At 62.9% G+C, this 16607-nt stretch carries 8 protein-coding genes; 3 read left to right on the forward strand and 5 right to left on the reverse strand.

The annotated features are described in order from the left end of the window. Positions 1–83: 83 nt before the first annotated feature. The 4 genes from N8H74_RS10915 to N8H74_RS10930 form a co-directional block, all read right to left on the reverse strand. On the reverse strand, positions 84–2915 hold the full coding sequence (locus N8H74_RS10915) for an RHS repeat-associated core domain-containing protein (RefSeq protein WP_262147490.1): 2832 nt from the start codon (positions 2913–2915) through the stop codon (positions 84–86). Beyond that, complete coding sequence (locus tag N8H74_RS10920; protein WP_262147492.1) at positions 2905–5658, reverse strand: RHS repeat-associated core domain-containing protein; 2754 nt, start codon at positions 5656–5658, stop codon at positions 2905–2907. Before N8H74_RS10920 ends, N8H74_RS10915 begins: the two co-directional genes overlap by 11 nt. Then, complete coding sequence (locus tag N8H74_RS10925) at positions 5655–10043, reverse strand: SpvB/TcaC N-terminal domain-containing protein (protein WP_262147494.1); 4389 nt, start codon at positions 10041–10043, stop codon at positions 5655–5657. Before N8H74_RS10925 ends, N8H74_RS10920 begins: the two co-directional genes overlap by 4 nt. A 184-nt stretch (positions 10044–10227) precedes the next feature. After that, positions 10228–11751, reverse strand: a complete 1524-nt coding sequence (locus tag N8H74_RS10930; protein WP_217832796.1) for a fumarate hydratase — start codon at positions 11749–11751, stop codon at positions 10228–10230. A 490-nt stretch (positions 11752–12241) separates the two neighbouring features. On the opposite strand from N8H74_RS10930, the gene N8H74_RS10935 reads away from it, so the two are divergent. The 3 genes from N8H74_RS10935 to N8H74_RS10945 are packed head-to-tail and all read left to right on the forward strand — an operon-like array spanning position 12242 to position 15055. Beyond that, complete coding sequence (locus N8H74_RS10935) at positions 12242–13348, forward strand: GGDEF domain-containing protein (protein ID WP_262147496.1); 1107 nt, start codon at positions 12242–12244, stop codon at positions 13346–13348. Continuing rightward, positions 13341–14276, forward strand: a complete 936-nt coding sequence (locus N8H74_RS10940; RefSeq protein WP_262147498.1) for an iron-sulfur-binding ferredoxin reductase — start codon at positions 13341–13343, stop codon at positions 14274–14276. Before N8H74_RS10935 ends, N8H74_RS10940 begins: the two co-directional genes overlap by 8 nt. A gap of 29 nt (positions 14277–14305) precedes the next feature. Then, the gene (locus N8H74_RS10945) at positions 14306–15055 is read left to right on the forward strand and encodes an enoyl-CoA hydratase-related protein (RefSeq protein WP_217832799.1); all 750 of its coding nucleotides are present in this window, start codon (positions 14306–14308) and stop codon (positions 15053–15055) included. Positions 15056–15128: 73 nt separating this feature from the next. On the opposite strand, the gene pyk is transcribed toward N8H74_RS10945, so the two are convergent. Further along, positions 15129–16580, reverse strand: coding sequence for a pyruvate kinase (gene pyk / locus N8H74_RS10950; protein WP_262147500.1), 1452 nt, complete (start codon positions 16578–16580; stop codon positions 15129–15131). Positions 16581–16607: the final 27 nt, after the last annotated feature.

Here is a 16607-nt window from a genome sequence, read left to right on the forward strand (position 1 = left end):
TGGGCGAACGGGTGGCAGGACGGGACCGCACGATAGCATGCCGCCGTGGGGCGGCAGTGCCCTGACGGGATAAAAGCCCTCGTTTAGACCGGCGTGCCCTGATTGGCCCGGTGATTGCGAACTCGTTGCCCGAGTCCGTGAAGCAGGTGGGTGATCGCCGAGGTCTGCTGATCCAGATCGTCGATGTCGATGCCGCTGATGCTGTTCAGGGACAGCGCATCGGCGAACGCGTGAACCCTGGCCTGGTTGGTTTCGATCTCGTTGATCAGGCCGGTGATCTGCTGCTCGAACATCTGCATTTTCTCGCCGGATTTGTCGGACAGCGCGCCAAAGGTCTCGTCGATGATTTCCGGCAGTCCGATCAAGGCCGCGATACTGCTGCTGATGGCGCCCATCGCTTCGGAGGGCATGGCCGGCAGGGTCGACTTGAGCAGGTAACCCGCCGACTGGGTGGCGGCCTCCTTGGACAGTTTGAGCTGCGCCTTGCGCGAGTCGGGCTTCATGTTGCGATATTTGGCGACCAGATATTCCAGTGGCTCCATCTGTTTGTATTCGGCCTTCTGGATGATCTTGTTCGCCGTCAGCCTGGAGGTTTTCAAGTTGACCGTGGCGCTCAGACCCGAGCGTTCGGCGAGGTAATCCACCAGCCCCGAAACTGCAACCTTGGCGCCGATGCCCAGACCGACGCCCACCACGTTGCCAATGCCGGGCGCAGCGGCACCCAGTGCCTGGGCACCGACTCCGACGGCAACGCCGACGCCATAACTGATGCCTTTGCCGATCACCAGCGTCGCGGTCCTGCGCGCGGCTGCCAGGGCGACGCCGCTGCCTGAACCCATCCTGTCGAGTTGCCCCTGGGCATCGACCACCCGCCGTTTGGTCAGGCCGAGAATTTCGATGTGCCGGGTCATTTCCCGGCTCAGGTTTTCCTTGGCATGACGTGTCCCGGCGAGCTGACGGTGTCTGGCATAGCTTTCGTTCTGAGACTGAATGATCCGATGGAGGCCGGCATTGAAGTCCGCCGTCGTGGGCAGTCTGCCCTCGCCGTTGGCATCGATGTTGCCGATCGGATTGCCGCCGACGAACGCATACAGGTTCAGCCCGTCGGCATCCCCCGCCGGGTCGGCGCTGATCCAGCGGCCCAGCCACGGCGCGTAATAGCGGGCGCCGTAGAAATAAAGGCCGCTGTCGTCCATTTCCCTGTTCGAATAGCGCAGCGTGCGGTAACTGACCTCGACCGCCGAGCGCGCCGTCAGACAGGCGGTGGCACCAAACGGTCGATAGCCTTCATCGCTGATGAGGTTTGCCTGCCCGTCCAGTTCTTTCACCGCCGAATCGAGATGATCGCTCAGGGTGTAGCGCCACTGATCGGCGCCGACATTCGCCGGATCTTTTTCCCAGTGCAGGCAGCGCGCGCCGCCGGCCGCCATGCCGATGGAAATGACGTGCAGTTCTTCGCCGGTGTCCCGGGTGCGGATTTCCAGCCCCGGCAGATAGCGCACATCGTGGAAATGACTGGCTTTGGGGGTGTGGCTTTCGTGGCGTTTGCCGACCCGTTCGCCCTGGCTGTAGCGGCAGGTTTCCTGATCGTCCGGGCCGTTGCCGCGATCGATCAGGGTCACGCTCTGCAACCGGCCCCGGTTATCCCAGCGCAGCGGTTGCCCCGGTTGCAGGGCCAGCAGGTTGCCGGCGCGGTCGAACAGACTGTCGAAGTCCGGCGGCGGCTCACCCCGTTGCCGGCGCACACCCCGGTTGCTGGCGGGATCGATGAACATCTCGTGGGTATGGCTGGCGCCGTCGCGCACATGGGTGGTTTTGATCAGGTTATTGCTGCTGTCGTAGACGTAGGTCTCGACGTAATTGCGCCGGTCGTTGGGGTCGGTCGGTTGCGGTCGGCCGGGATTGTCCGAGGGCGCGGCGTCGGCATGGCCGGTGGCGCGGATCAGTCGATACAGCGAGTCGTAGCTGAATGCGCGGTGGCCGTCGATCCGCTGGTTGGCGAAAAAACGGGGGATGAAAGCGTGATCGAAAATCGCGGTGACGTTGCCCACCGGATCGTATTCATAACCGAGGTCCTGCACCACGGCGCCGCTGTCCTTGTGTGCGGTTTGTTGCAGCAGGCGTCCGTCGGCCGGGTCGTAACACCAGCGGCAGGTGAGGTTGTTGCCCGTCAACTGCTCGACGAGTTGCCCGGCAGCGTTGTATTGCGCTTGCTGCTGAATCGCCTGCCAGGTGGTCTGCCCGTTGAGCTGCAGCCGCACCTGATTGAGCTGCCCGGCGACATCGTAAGTCGACTGCTGCCGGTGGCCGGCGGCGTCGATCTGTTCCAGAGGCGTGCCGAGAGCGCTGAAGGTGCGGTGGCTGACGAGGGCCATGGCGTCGCCGAAAGTGCGGCTTTCGCGCAATGGCTGATCCGGCAGAACAAGGGCGAAACCGTCGAAGGACACTTGGCCCGAAGGGTCGCTGAGCGCAATCAACCGGCCCCGCAGGTTTCGCCCGGCATCGGCCGACGCATCGGCGTAGGTCGAGGTTTCGATGTCTGCCACGCCGTTTTCCTCGATGGCCACCGCGCGTATCTGCTCGTCGTAGGTGGCGCGCCAATGATTGCCCCGGGCATCCCAGCGTTGCAGTTCCTGCCCGGCAAGGCCCGGCAGGACCAGAAGCGGGCCGGCGTCGACGTTGTCGATCCTGAGCGGCTGGCCGTCCAGGGCATACAGGGTGGTGATATTGGGCGTGGACAGGCGCGGGTCCTGTTGCACCACCAACCGTCCGGCCGGGTCATGCTGCTGACGGCTGACCAGTGGTTGCGCCGCATCGCCAGCGACCGTGCGCAGATAGGCGATGTGTCTGACCGCCAAGCCACGGCTGTCATTGGCAATCACAGCGGGCGTGCGCAGATGAACGCTACCGGGCACTTCGCGTGAACCAGTGGGTGGGCGAAGGAGCGGGTGGATGCGCCAGGAACTGATTGTCTGTGCTGCCCATTTTCCGATACCAGGCCATGCCCCGTTGTGCGCGGTCGATGTAGTCCAGTGTCTTGCGGTTTTTGCGTTCCAGGGCTGAGCGGTGAACGGGCGCAATGAGCCCGGCAGGCGTCATGTGGTTCACGTTCGGCAACAGGTCTTGCGGATAAATCACATCGCTGCCGAGTGCGTTGAAGGCTTTTTCGGTCTGTGCCCAGCGTTCCTCCACGGCGGTTTTCCAATCGGCGAGCAGGGTGTCGATCTTGTTGATTTTTACCGGGTCGAGACGGTTTTGGATGTCTTCGGCTTCTTGAACCCGGCTCCCCATATTCAACAGGTTGCCGATAATTCCCAGCACCGAACCAACGCCCCATCCCACCAGAATATCGGGATTGAGCAGGGCGCCAGGGGCCTCGCGCCAATCCATGGTCCCTTCATCCATCAAGCCCAGGGCACTGTCGATGGCCGCTACCGAGATTTTCGAAGTCTGAGGAATCAAGGGGCGTGTCAGGGCGCCTGACAGGGTGGCGTCGACCACCGCAGCGGCCGGGTTCGCCAGCGCATTCCCGGCGGTCAGACCATCGATGTAGGGGGCGCCGCTCAGGACCACGCTCCCGTCCACGCCAGACCGCGTTGCCAGAATCGAACCCAATCCACTGGTGGCGAATGCGTTGATCGACTCGCCCAGCAGGTTTTTCGCCAGCCCGCTCTTGATGTTTTTCTGGTGGATGACGTTGTCGATCTGTCCGAGTGTTTCCTCGGCCACGCCCGACAGGACATTGATGAAGTTCGAGTAGTTGTAGATGACGTGTTCTGCTTTTGCCGTGCCTTCAAGGTCGACGTATCGCATCGGATTGTTGCCGACATACGCATACCGATTCAGCCCGTCGACGTTCCCTGCCGGGTCGGCGCTGATCCAGCGTTGCAGCCAGTCGGCGTAATACCTTGAACCGTAATCATAGAGCCGGCTGACATCCATTTCCTTACCCGAGAAACGCACGGTCTTGTAGCTGACTTCCACTTGCGAGCGCGCGGTCAGCACGGCCGTGCCGCCAAACGGGAAATAACGTTCCTGGCTGATCAATTGTGCCTGGCCATCCAGTTCGGTCAGGGCGCAACCCAAGTGATCGGACAGGCTAAAGCGCAGTTGGTCCGCTTCGATGTCCGCCGGTTTGCCAGCCACCCAATGCAGGCAACAGACCTCGCCGACTGCGGTTCTGAGCGTGAGAGTGTGCAGTTCTTCACCATTGTCGCGGGTGCGGATTTGCAGGTTGGGCAAGTAGCGCACTTCATGGACGTGGCTGGCTTTGCGGGTGTGGGTTTCGTGGCGCTTGTAGACCCGCGCGCCGCGACTGTAGCGATAGCTTTCCCGATCATCGTTGCTGCCACCGCGATCGACCAGCGTGACCGCTTGCAACCGGCCACGACTGTCCCAGTGCATCGGCAGGCCGGCTTGCAGGGCCAACAGGTTGCCGGCACGGTCATACAGACGGTCGAAGTCCGGTGGCGGATCGCCGGGCGTCCAGCGTGCTCCCCGGTTGCTGGCGAGGTCGATGAACATCTCGCGGGTATGGTTGGCACCATCACGCACGTGCGTGGTTCTGGTCAGGTTGTTGCCTTGGTCATATTCGTAGGTTTCGAGATAGTTGCGCCGGTTGCCCGGATCGCTCGGTTGTGGACGGCCGGGCGTGTCGGAGGGCGGGGCGTCGGCGTATCCGGTGGCGCTTCTGATCCGGCTCAGCGAGTCGTAGGTAAATGTCCGGTGCCCATCGATCCGCTGCCCGGCGACAAACATCGGGATGAAGACGTGATCGAGAACTCGCGTGACATTTCCCGTGCGGTCGTACTCATATTCGAAGTCTTGCAGCGCGGGGGCTGCCTCCTTCTGCGCCGTCTGCCGCAGCAATCGCCCGTCCGCCGGATCGTACAACCAGCGACTGCTGACACCGTTGCCGGTCTGCTGCTCGATAATTTGCCCGGCAGCGTTGTACTGCGCATCCACCAGCACCGCTTTCCACTCGGCTGTGCCAGCAAGTTGCAACTGGACCCGTTGCAGATGTCCGGCGACGTCGTAGCTCGATTGCTGGCGGTGGCCACCAGCGTCGGTGTGTTCGAGCCCGGCGCCCAGCGCATTGAAGGTCTGGCGGTGAGTAAAGGTCTTGCCGTCATGAAAGGTGCGACTTTCGTGGATCGGCTGATCGAGCAGGCCGTAACTGGTGATCGTGTTGTTGCCGGACGGTTCGCTGAAGGCGATCAGTTGTCCACGCAGGTTGTGTTGGTGATCGGCATCGCCCGGCGCATAGATGAAGGTTTCAGCGTCCGCCTCGGCGTTTTCTGCGACGGCCACGGCGCGCAACCGGACGTCGTAACGGGTCTGCCAATGATTGCCGAGGGCGTCCCAGCGCTGCACCTCCTGCCCGGCCAGCCCCGGCAGGCGCAGGCTCTCGCCGGCGTCAACGTTGCTGACCTTGAGCGCCTGGCCGCCCAGCGTATGAACGCTGGTCTCGTTGGGGGTGGACAGACGCGGATCCTGCTGCTCGATCAAACGCGCGGCCACGTCGAAGCGCTGTCGGGACATCAGCGTTTGCAGCGGGCCATCGGCCTCAGTGCGCAGATATTCCACCTGCCGCACCGGCAAGCCGCGTGGATCGATGACGGCCACCGAGGGGGTACGCGCATGCACGCCGGCGTTCATCGTCCGGACCTCTTCAGCGGCTTTGTCGGCGGCGACTCGTCGGTGTCGTTGTAGTCATATTTAGCCGTGAACCAGGGATGGATCAGCTCGAACGCCAGATGCCCCTTGGCATTGATCACCTGGATCTGGCGCCCGGTGGCGTCATAAAACAGTTCGTCGAAGTAGCCAGACTCGCGCATCGAGCTGTCGTTGACGCGCTGTTCGCTGTTGATGAAATACGGCTGGAAAACCCTGATCGGCTCGCCTTTATGGTTGAGTTCCGCCCGTCCGCTGACGCGCCAGCGCGGATCCGCCAATGCCTGCCGAGGAACGCCGTTCTCCAGTTCGAGACTGCCGTCGGGGGATCTGACATAGGCAAGGCCTTTCTCGACCAATTGCTTGGTCTGCAAGGTCCGGCCGGAGCCATCCACGTGCGTGATAGAGATCTGGATCTGGCGTTGCGGATCATTGAAGTAACGGTCGGCCCTCAGCGCGGCGCTGTGGACCGGTACGCGCGGCAAATTGCTGAGCAGATCGAGCAAGGCCTGTTCGCCGACATCCGGATTCTTCAGGTGTTTCAAGCGGTGCAGGACCGACGCGCGGACGCGTCCGTCGGGCTGTACCAGCCCCTTGGCGATCCATTGCAGGTGCTCGGCCAGTGCAGTGTTCAAGGGGATTTTCGGCATCCAGCTGAGCAGGTCGTAGGCCAGCGCAATGGCGGCCGCCGCCAGGTACTCCGGGGGATTGCCGAGGGCCGATTCGGGGCTCGGATCGGCGGGTATCGGGTATTCGCTCAGCGGGCGAAACCCGGCCCGCTTGCCGTCTTCGGTGCCGTAGAAACTGGTTGCCCGTGTCCGGCCATCGGGCAGGAACAATGCTTCCTGAATATTGAGGTTCGCATCGCTGACGGACTTCGGCTGGAGATGGTGATAGTCCCAGGTGATATGCGTCTGGCAACCGTCCGGCTGCTTGATGACGGTGGTGCGCAGGTGATCGGCATCGCTGCCGATTTCAGTTTCGCCATGGCTGGCGGTCGGTTGCACTTTGGTGACCTGATAGAAGTCCGCCGCAGCGGCATAGGTGAAGAATTCGCTTTCAGCCGCCCACAGTTCGCGTCGCTTGTCCGCCTCCGGATCGGCGGGGAGCGAGAAGGGCATGGGCACGTAGCCAATCCTGTCCAGCTCCAGCCGAATATCGAAATCGGGAACCGCGTCGTAGGCGGCCAGTGCCTGCTTGTCGAAAACAGCGTCATCCCTCGCGATCGCCAGTGGCGGGAAGCTGAGTTCACCTTCGGGCGATTGCTGATAGTGCTGCACCGACAGCGACGTCAATTCGCGCAACGCATTCCAGGCGTCGCTGTCCTGATGCTGGATGAAGTGTTCAGCGCTGATCTGCTCCGCACTCAGGCCCACGGGCAGTACGCCTGGCGGCAGGGTCAGGGCGTTGCTGCGCTGGCGCCACGGCAAGTTCAGCAGCCAATGCGGCGGCTCGGTCAACTGATGGAATTCGGCGCGCCATTCGCTCAGGTAAAACACGTTCTGGCTCTGATCGAAACTGTCTTGCCAGGCGCGTTTCTGGCTGTCCTCTTCAAACGGTGGATCGTCGCTTTCATTGCGGCGGCGCGCGCAGTCGACGGTGAGGCTGTGAACAGCTTGACCGTACGGGTTTCGTTCGAGGATGACGACGTGCTGGCAGCGCGGGTCATTCATGATGCGTTCGTACTGAAAGCGGCGGGTTTCCAGTTCCTGCACCATCAGTCTGGACGGTACTTCATCGAGCACCTCAACCTGATAACGCACCTCGTCGAGGGTAAACAGCCGTGCGGGTACGGGATCGTCGGCCTGGGAAGTCTCGCTGCGCAGCAAACGACCGCTCAGGACGTAAGGTATGTCCGGATGGTATTCCGAAAGTGGCGCCACTTTCGTGGCGCCCAGTGGCCGGTATTCCTGGTCCGACTCACAGGTATCGTTCAATGGCTGATCGATGGTCCTGCCGACATGGAACCACTGCTTGACCCGCATCGGCGCCGTGTGACCGCTTTCGGCCAGGCCCGGCGTCAGTTCGCTGTCGGTCTGGTAGACCCGGCCGAAACCACGCAGTTCGCGTTCCCGAGGATCGAAGCAGCCTTCGAAATACTCGAATCGTTGCATCAGGTAGTTGCCGGTGACTTCATCGTCCTGGCGCAGGTATTTGAGTACTTGCTGGGGAAACGGCAGGTGACAGACCGGCCGCTCACCGGCCTCCAGCAACTGCCGCTTTTCATCCAGCCAGCATTGCGCGCTGCTGGCATGGCCGAGGGTGGCGTCGTAACCCATGTTGTTGTTCGCGCCGCTGAGCAGGTAGGGGCGCTCGCTGACGAAGTGATACACCCAGTGTCGCGGCGTCATGTGCGGCACGGTCAGCAACAGGCTGGCGCAGCCCAGACCTTGCAGGTCAGCGAAGGTCACCTGGCATAGCGGGTCGTAGCGCACGCCGCTGGGCCAGGGCACCCGTAGCGGTTGCTGATCGAGTTCGTTGCCACCGTGGTTGAAGTAGATTTCGAAACTATCGGCACACAGATAGATCAGGGCTGGCGCGCCGGAGCCGTCGAGGTCGGCGATGCGTACCTGATCGGCATTGAATGTTGCGTAATCAAAAGGCAGGGGAGAGACGGGGTGGCCTTCGGCGAAGGTGCCATGGCCCAGATTGGCCCAGCATTTGATTTCGTCATGGCGAATGCGGCACAGCGCGACGTGATCGCTGGCATTCAGGTGGCCGAGCATTGTCAGTTCACTGGGCACGTTGCGGTCTGGCAGTGGCAATCGATCATCGGGTTCATGGGGTACATCGATGCCGGCAGCGAAACCGTCCTCCCGTTGATTGGCGTACACCCGCACGCTTTTCGGGCCGATCACCGCAAAGTCCTGCAGGCCACCACCGGACAGGTCTGCCCATTGGGTGAAGGCCTGGGCGACTTCGGCGGGAAAACGTTCGAACGGCTGGAAATCCGACCAGCTGCGATCCGGTTTGAGCGTGTAGTAACCGGTCATGCCGGGCAAAACGAAAACCCAGTTCAGGCAGCCGTCACCGCTGATGTCGGTGAGGATCTGGATCGCCGGTTTGCTGCTGTCGGCGTTGGGAATCAGCGGCAGCAGCGTCCAGGGGCCGTAGACGACTTCCTCGGTGCCGGCCTCGCCGCGCAAGGGTTCGCGGTAATACCAGGCGCCGTCGTACTGGCACAGGATGCCGGGCAGGCCTTCGCCGTAAAGATCGATGCAGTGATAAGTCTCGCCGTCGTTGAGGCCAGGCATGTGGTCGAGTGCAAGGAACGGTCGCGGTGTGGTGTCGGGCAAGAACGGGGCGTAGGAGAACTCCATCGGCGGGGTTTTCTCGACCTGGCCTTTGGCGTCGTAACCCATGACGTGCGCAGCTGTGAGCTGGCTGTAATGCAGCGGCGTGTTTTCGTATTCCAGCAGCAGACGATGGGTCAGCACCGGCGCCGGCCCGATCCTGTTGAACATCAGAAATTGCCGGCACAGGCGTCGTGTGCCCACTTCGAAGCCGTAACGGTGCATGCGCGAAGGGTCCAGGCGCAGCGGCCAGGCGTTTTCGTCGGCTGCAAAGGTCGGCGCGATGTCCGGGTCGACGCTGCGCGCGCCATAGTCCGCGACCACGGTCAGCAACCACTCCACTGTCTGCGCCGGGTCCTCGTGTGTGAGGCAATACAGTTCGTCGCTGGCGGTCTTGTTGCAGTAGCCGATCTGGCTCAGGTAGCGCTGGGCGCGGTAGTCGAAACGCGGGTCGGGTTCGACGTTGTCAGCCTGGTATTTGAAGACGATGTGTTCGCCCAGCGCATTCATGATCTCCACCAGCAGCCAGACGGCGATGCGCTCCGGTTGATCGGGGTCGTGGATGCAGGAGGCGCTGTTGTTGCCGTAGCAATACTGGCTGCCGTCGGGGTGGTAGACGATCCAGAAACCGGGCCGGCCGTTGTCGGGCGTCCAGAATTCGTAACGGTTGAAGCCGCTTTCCAGACGCGGAAGGTAGAGCGTTACGCTGTAGTGGACGGTGCCGTGGGTGTGCAGACGGGTGAGGACTTGGCCGTCAGCGTTCAGCGCGGGCCGCAGTTCGGCGCCATCGGCCAGCATCACATCGGTGTTCAGGTAGCGCGGCACGCCTTTGCTGGTCTTGCGTGAGATGGACGGATGGTCCAGGTTCCAGCCGAGGCCGCAGGGGCCGTTGCCGGCATTGCTGTCGTAGGCCAAGCGCAGTTGCGGGTTCAGCGAACGGCCTTGCAGTGTCGGGATGTCCAGGGTGTAAGGCTTTTGCCCCGTCGCGCCGATTTCTCCCCAGGCTCGGCCCTGAGTGGCGATGGACGCCGTTTTGTTGATCGAGGGCGGGGTCAGTAACTCTTCCGATGTCGCCATGGCAACGAACCCTGTGCGCCCGGCGGGAAGGGGAATGCGCCGGCAGGGTTTCAAGCTATCAGAGCGTTTACGGGGTGACACCTGTCAGATCTGACAGGTGTTTATGACCAGTCCCCAAGGCGCGGACAAAAAAAGGCCGGGCGGTCATTGCTGACCGCCCGGCTTTTTTTATCGGAGCTGAAGCTTACTGCACTTCAACCGCCAGGCTTTCGCTGATCTTCTGTTGCCAGATCGCAGGGCCGGTGATGTGTACCGATTCACCTTTGCTGTCCACCGCGACGGTGACCGGCATGTCCTTGACCTCGAACTCGTAGATCGCTTCCATGCCCAGTTCGGCGAACGCCAGGACCTTGGACTTCTTGATCGCCTGGGCCACCAGGTAGGCGGCGCCGCCGACGGCCATCAGGTACACGGCCTTGCTGTCTTTGATCGCGTCGATGGCGGTCGGGCCTCGTTCGGACTTGCCGATCATGCCCAGCAGGCCAGTCTGCTCGAGGATCTGACGGGTGAACTTGTCCATCCGCGTCGCGGTGGTCGGACCGGCCGGGCCAACCACTTCGTCACCGACCGGATCAACCGGGCCGACGTAGTAGATGAAGCGACCTTTCAGATCCACCGGCAGGGTTTCGCCCTTGTTCAGCATCTCGACCATGCGCTTGTGCGCGGCGTCGCGACCGGTGAGCATCTTGCCGTTGAGCAGGACGGTTTCGCCCGGCTTCCAGCTCTGCACGTCTTCCGGGGTCAGGGTGTCGAGGTTGACACGACGGGCCGACGGGCCGGCTTCCCAGACGATTTCCGGGTAGGCGTCCAGCGGCGGTGCTTCCAGCGAGGCCGGGCCGGAGCCGTCGAGCACGAAGTGCGCGTGACGGGTGGCGGCGCAGTTCGGGATCATGCACACCGGCAGGGAGGCGGCGTGAGTCGGGTAGTCCATGATCTTCACGTCGAGCACGGTGGTCAGGCCACCGAGGCCCTGGGCGCCGATGCCCAACTGGTTGACCTTCTCGAACAGTTCCAGACGCATCTCTTCAATGCGGTTCTGCGGGCCACGGGCTTTCAGCTCATGGATGTCGATGGATTCCATCAACACTTCCTTGGCCATCACTGCGGCTTTCTCGGCGGTGCCGCCGATGCCGATGCCCAGCATGCCCGGTGGGCACCAGCCGGCGCCCATGGTCGGAACGGTCTTGAGCACCCAGTCGACGATCGAGTCGGACGGGTTGAGCATGGCCATTTTCGACTTGTTCTCGGAGCCGCCGCCCTTGGCCGCCACGTCCACTTCCACGGTGTTGCCCGGGACGATGGAGTAGTGGATGACCGCCGGGGTGTTGTCCTTGGTGTTTTTCCGGGCGCCCGCCGGGTCGGCCAGGATCGAGGCACGCAGGACGTTTTCCGGCAGGTTGTAGGCGCGGCGCACGCCTTCGTTGATCATGTCGTCCAGGCTCATGGTCGCGCCATCCCAACGCACGTCCATGCCCACACGCACGAACACGGTCACGATGCCGGTGTCCTGGCAGATCGGCCGGTGGCCGGTGGCGCACATGCGCGAGTTGATCAGGATCTGCGCCATCGAGTCACGGGCCGCTGGCGATTCTTCGCGCAGGTAGGCTTCGTGCATCGCCTGGATGAAGTCCACGGGGTGGTAGTAGGAAATGAATTGCAGGGCGTCGGCAACGCTCTGAATCAGGTCATCTTGCTTGATCACGGTCATGAGTCGCGCTCCTCTAAAAGACGGGAACATTCAATAAGGTGCCTGCGGCTTGGGTGCATCGGTCGGTCGCAAGCACCTTTCAAGGCACGCCGGGGCTGCTGGCGCGACGCTAAAAAGGCGCGGCAGTATACCGCGCCTCCCCGGCGCTGACACGCGCCGGCAGTCATTCGTTGGTCGCATGAGTGGGCGAATATCGGGCAGGGGGATTGCACGTCGAGCCATCCCCTGGAGGCGAGGGGGAAAGCGCAAGCCGGTGTTCGGCGCGATATTTCAGGTCGGTGTATCTCGAAGGAACACCCCGGTCAGTTCCCTCTCCCTCCGTGAGAGGGTCAGGGTGAGGGGGCTTTCGGCTGCCCATGCCGGTCATGCATTTGACGCCAATTTTTGCGCCCGAAAATCGATGGTGATTTTTTTCTCACGCCACTAAAGTGGCATCCGGTCTGTAGAGTAGGACACTCGGTCAGCCTTCCATCGCACGGTGAGTCAACGATTGACCCATAACGCCATCCAGCGCCTTTTGCTTAAACGTTTCGCCCTTGCCGCAGCCACCTATGGATTGGCCTTGCTGTTGCTGTGGCTCGCGTTTTTTACCGGACATTACGAAGAACCGCTGGCAGACGTGGCCATTGGCAGCGCGCTGGTGGTCATCACTCAGGCCGGGTTGTTCTCCCTGTTCTGGTCGGGGCGCAACCTGCGCTTTCGCGACCCGAGCCTGACCGAAGCCCAAGTGCTGCTCGGCCTCGGCTGGCAGACGTGGCTGATCGCGCATCTGGACGATGCCCGGGGCACGTTCCTGGTGTTCTACGTGCTGATTCTGCTGTTCGGCCTGTTCCATTTATCCCGGCGCGCGTTCGTGCGATGCGCGTTGCTGGTGTTCTTCAGTTTTTGCGCCATTACCCTGTGGGATGGCTACCACATGCGCCTGGCGGACCCGGCGCTGTCGGCGTTGCAGGTGTGCGTGCTGCTGATGGTGCTGGCGTGGCTGGTGCTGTACGCGCGCTTCGTCCAGTTGTCGCGGCAACGCATGCGCCAGCGGCGGTTCGCCTTGCAGGCGCACCAGGACACCCTGCGCGGGATGATGCGTCAGCTGGAGGATCTGGTTGCCACCGACGAATTGACCGGCCTGTTCAATCGCCGGCACTTCCTGCGCCTGGCTTCCCGTGAGCTCAATGCGATGGAAGCCGGGGTGGTGCATGGCCTGGCGCTGATCGACCTCGACCACTTCAAACGCATCAACGACCTGCACGGTCACGCGGCCGGCGATCAGGTGCTGCAAGCCTTTGCCGGCGTGGCCGGGGCCTGTCTGCGCGACGGCGATGTGCTGGCGCGTTATGGTGGCGAGGAGTTCGTCGTGCTGCTGCCCGACTGCGACGCCGAACGCCTGACGGCCTGCTGCGAACGTCTGCGTATTGCGTTCACCGACGTCGAGCTGGTCGGGCTGAATGTGAAGAGCCTCAGCCTGTCGGCGGGCATGACTCTGCTCGAACTGGGCGATGAGCTGGACGATGCCTTGCAGCGTGCCGATCAGGCGCTGTACCGGGCCAAGCGCGACGGCCGCAATCGCTGCGCGGCCGCGTGGGAGAACGTCGATGCCTGAATTGCGGGTCGGTGAGCGGACATGGTCGGTGGCGGCGGGCAGCAACCTGCTCGATGCCCTCAACCAGAACAGCGTGGCGGTGCCCTACAGCTGCCGCGCCGGCAGTTGCCATGCGTGTCTGGTGCAATGTGTGCAGGGCCTGCCCGCCGACAGCCGCCCGGATGCCTTGAGCGTCGAGCAGCGTCAGCAGGGCTGGCGGCTGGCCTGCCAGTGTCAGGTGACCGAAGACTTGCAGATCCACGCCTTCGATCCGCAGGCCGATGGCCGTCCGGCGACGGTCGAGGCGCTGGACTGGCTCAGCGACAGCGTCCTGCGCTTGCGCCTGGTTGCACAACGGCCCCTGCGCTATAGCGCCGGCCAGCATCTGGTGCTGTGGGCCGGTCATGTCGCACGTCCGTATTCGCTGGCGAGCCTGCCCGAGGAAGACCGCTTTCTCGAATTCCATCTCGATTGCCGTCAGCCCGGCGAATTCAGCGACGCCGCGCGACGCTTGCAGATCGGCGATGCGATCCGCCTCGGCGAACTGCGCGGCGGGGCGCTGCATTACGATCCGGCCTGGCACGAACGGCCACTCTGGCTGCTGGCCGCCGGCACGGGGCTGGGGCCGTTGTTCGGGGTGCTGCGCGAGGCTTTGCGTCAGGATCACCGGGGCGCCATCCGGATCATTCACGTGGCCCATGACACCGCCGGGCACTACCTGGCCAAACCCCTTGAAGCACTGGCCGCCCAGCGTGAAAACCTCGATGTCGAGCTGTGGACGACGGCCGAGTTGCCGGGCGCTTTGGCGCAACTGCGGCTTGTTTCCCGGCAAACCCTGGCCTTAGTCTGCGGCTCGACCGCCAGTGTCGACGCCTTCGCCCGGCGTCTGTACCTGGCCGGACTGCCGCGCAATCAACTGCTGGCCGACGTGTTCCTCAGCCGTGGTTGAGCGCTGACTTTTCAGACGCGAGACACGTCATGACTGAAGCCATCCTGCTGGAACGCGAACGCGGTTTGCTGACCCTGCGCCTCAACCGCCCGGACAAGAAAAACGCCCTGACCCGCGCCATGTACAGCCGTCTCGCCGAGGCCCTGAAACAGGCCGACAGCGACCCGCAGATCAACGCCGTGCTGATCACCGGCAGCGCCGAATGCTTCACTGCCGGTAACGACATCGCCGATTTCATCCAGCAACCGCCGAGCGACCTCGACAGCCCGGTGTTTCACTTCATGCTCAACCTGCTCGAATGCCGCAAACCGGTGGTGGCCGCCGTGGCGGGCGCTGCGGTGGGGATTGGTACGACGCTGTTGCTGCATTGCGATCTGGTCTACGTCAGCCGCGATGCGCGTTTGCGCATGCCGTTCGTCAACCTGGGCCTGTGTCCGGAATTCGCCTCCAGTCTGATCCTGCCGCGTTTGCTCGGGCACGCCAAAGCGGCCGAGTTGCTGTTGCTGGGTGAAGGTTTTACCGGTGAACAAGCGGCGGCGTGGGGAATTGCCACCGAGGCGCTGGGCAGCGGGGAAGCGGCGTTGGCCAAGGCGCGGGAGATGGCGTTGCGTTTCGACGAAATGCCGGTGGAGGCGGTGCGTATCAGCAAGCAACTGATGAAGTCGCCGGATCGTGGGTTGATTCGTCAGGTGATTGAAGAGGAGGGGGCGTTGTTTACCCAGCGGTTGCGCTCGCCGGAAGCGTTGGCGGCGTTGACCGGGTTTATCAAACGGCACTGAGAAGCCAAGCCTCACCCGAAACGAAAAAGCCCCGACACTCACATGCCGGGGCTTCTGGTTTTCAGCGTGTCACTCAGACCTGCGGATCGCCAACGTGCAGGATCTTCATGCCGTTGGTGCCGCCGGTGGTGTGATAGCTGTCGCCCTTGGTCAGGATGACCCAGTCGCCTTTCTCCACGACGCCACGTTTGGTCAGCTCGTCGATGGCTTTCTGGCTGACTTCGTGCGGCTCCAGCGAGGCCGGGTCGAACGGGATGGTGTACACGCCACGGAACATCGCCGCGCGGGCCTGGGCTTCACGGTGCGGGGTGAAGCAGTAGATCGGCACCGAAGAACGGATACGCGACATGATCAGCGGGGTGTAGCCGCTTTCGGTCAGCGCGATGATCGCCTTGACGCCCGGGAAGTGGTTGGCGGTGTACATGGTCGCCAGCGCGATGCTTTCGTCGCAGCGCTCGAATTCCTTGCCGATACGGTGGCTGGAAGTCTTGCTGGTCGGGTGCTTTTCAGCGCCGACGCAGATGCGCGCCATGGCCTGCACGGCTTCCAGCGGGTACTGACCGGCAGCGGATTCGGCGGAGAGCATCACGGCGTCGGTGTAGTCGAGCACGGCGTTGGCTACGTCGGACACTTCGGCGCGGGTCGGCATCGGGTTCTGGATCATCGACTCCATCATCTGGGTCGCGACGATCACCGCCTTGTTGTGGCGGCGTGCATGCAGAATGATTTTCTTCTGGATGCCCACCAGTTCGGCGTCGCCGATTTCCACACCCAGGTCACCACGGGCCACCATGACCGCGTCGGAAGCCTTGATCAGGCCGTCGAGGGTTTCGTCGTCGGCCACGGCTTCGGCGCGTTCGATCTTCGCCACCAGCCAGGCAGTGCCGCCGGCTTCGTCGCGCAGTTGACGGGCGTATTCCATGTCGGCGGCGTCACGCGGGAAGGACACGGCGAGGTAGTCGACTTCCATTTCCGCAGCGAGCTTGATGTCGGCCTTGTCTTTCTCGGTCAGGGCCGGAGCGGTCAGGCCGCCACCGCGACGGTTGATGCCTTTGTGGTCGGACAGCGGGCCGCCGATGGTCACCACGCAGTTCAGCTCGGTGGCGGTGGCGGTTTCGACGCGCATCACCACGCGGCCGTCGTCGAGCAGCAGCTCGTCGCCCACGCCGCAGTCCTTGACCAGATCCGGGTAGTCGATACCGACCACTTGCTGGTTGCCTTCGGTCAGCGGGTGGCTGGTGGAGAAGGTGAACTTGTCACCGATCTTCAGCTCGATGCGCTTGTTGGCGAATTTGGCGATACGGATTTTCGGGCCTTGCAGGTCACCCAGCAGGGCGACGAAGCGGCCGTGTTTGGCAGCGAGGTCACGCACCAGTTTCGCGCGAGCCTTGTGCTCGTCGGGGGTGCCGTGGGAGAAGTTCAGACGGGCAACGTCCAGGCCAGCCAGAATCAGCTGTTCGAGAACTTCCGGCGAGTTACTGGCCGGGCCAAGGGTAGCGACGATTTTGGTACGACGGACGGACATGCAAGGTCTCCTGAGTTCAAGCGCCAG

This window comes from Pseudomonas sp. B2M1-30, from assembly GCF_025447575.1.
GTDB lineage: Bacteria > Pseudomonadota > Gammaproteobacteria > Pseudomonadales > Pseudomonadaceae > Aquipseudomonas > Aquipseudomonas botevensis.

Coding starts and splice junctions, on each gene's coding strand:
- N8H74_RS10920 (WP_262147492.1), bottom strand. CDS start 5,658: ATGAACGCCGGCGTGCATGCGCGTACCCCCTCGGTGGCCGTCATCGAT.
- N8H74_RS10925 (WP_262147494.1), bottom strand. CDS start 10,043: ATGGCGACATCGGAAGAGTTACTGACCCCGCCCTCGATCAACAAAACG.
- pyk (WP_262147500.1), bottom strand. CDS start 16,580: ATGTCCGTCCGTCGTACCAAAATCGTCGCTACCCTTGGCCCGGCCAGT.
- N8H74_RS10940 (WP_262147498.1), top strand. CDS start 13,341: ATGCCTGAATTGCGGGTCGGTGAGCGGACATGGTCGGTGGCGGCGGGC.
- N8H74_RS10930 (WP_217832796.1), bottom strand. CDS start 11,751: ATGACCGTGATCAAGCAAGATGACCTGATTCAGAGCGTTGCCGACGCC.
- N8H74_RS10945 (WP_217832799.1), top strand. CDS start 14,306: ATGACTGAAGCCATCCTGCTGGAACGCGAACGCGGTTTGCTGACCCTG.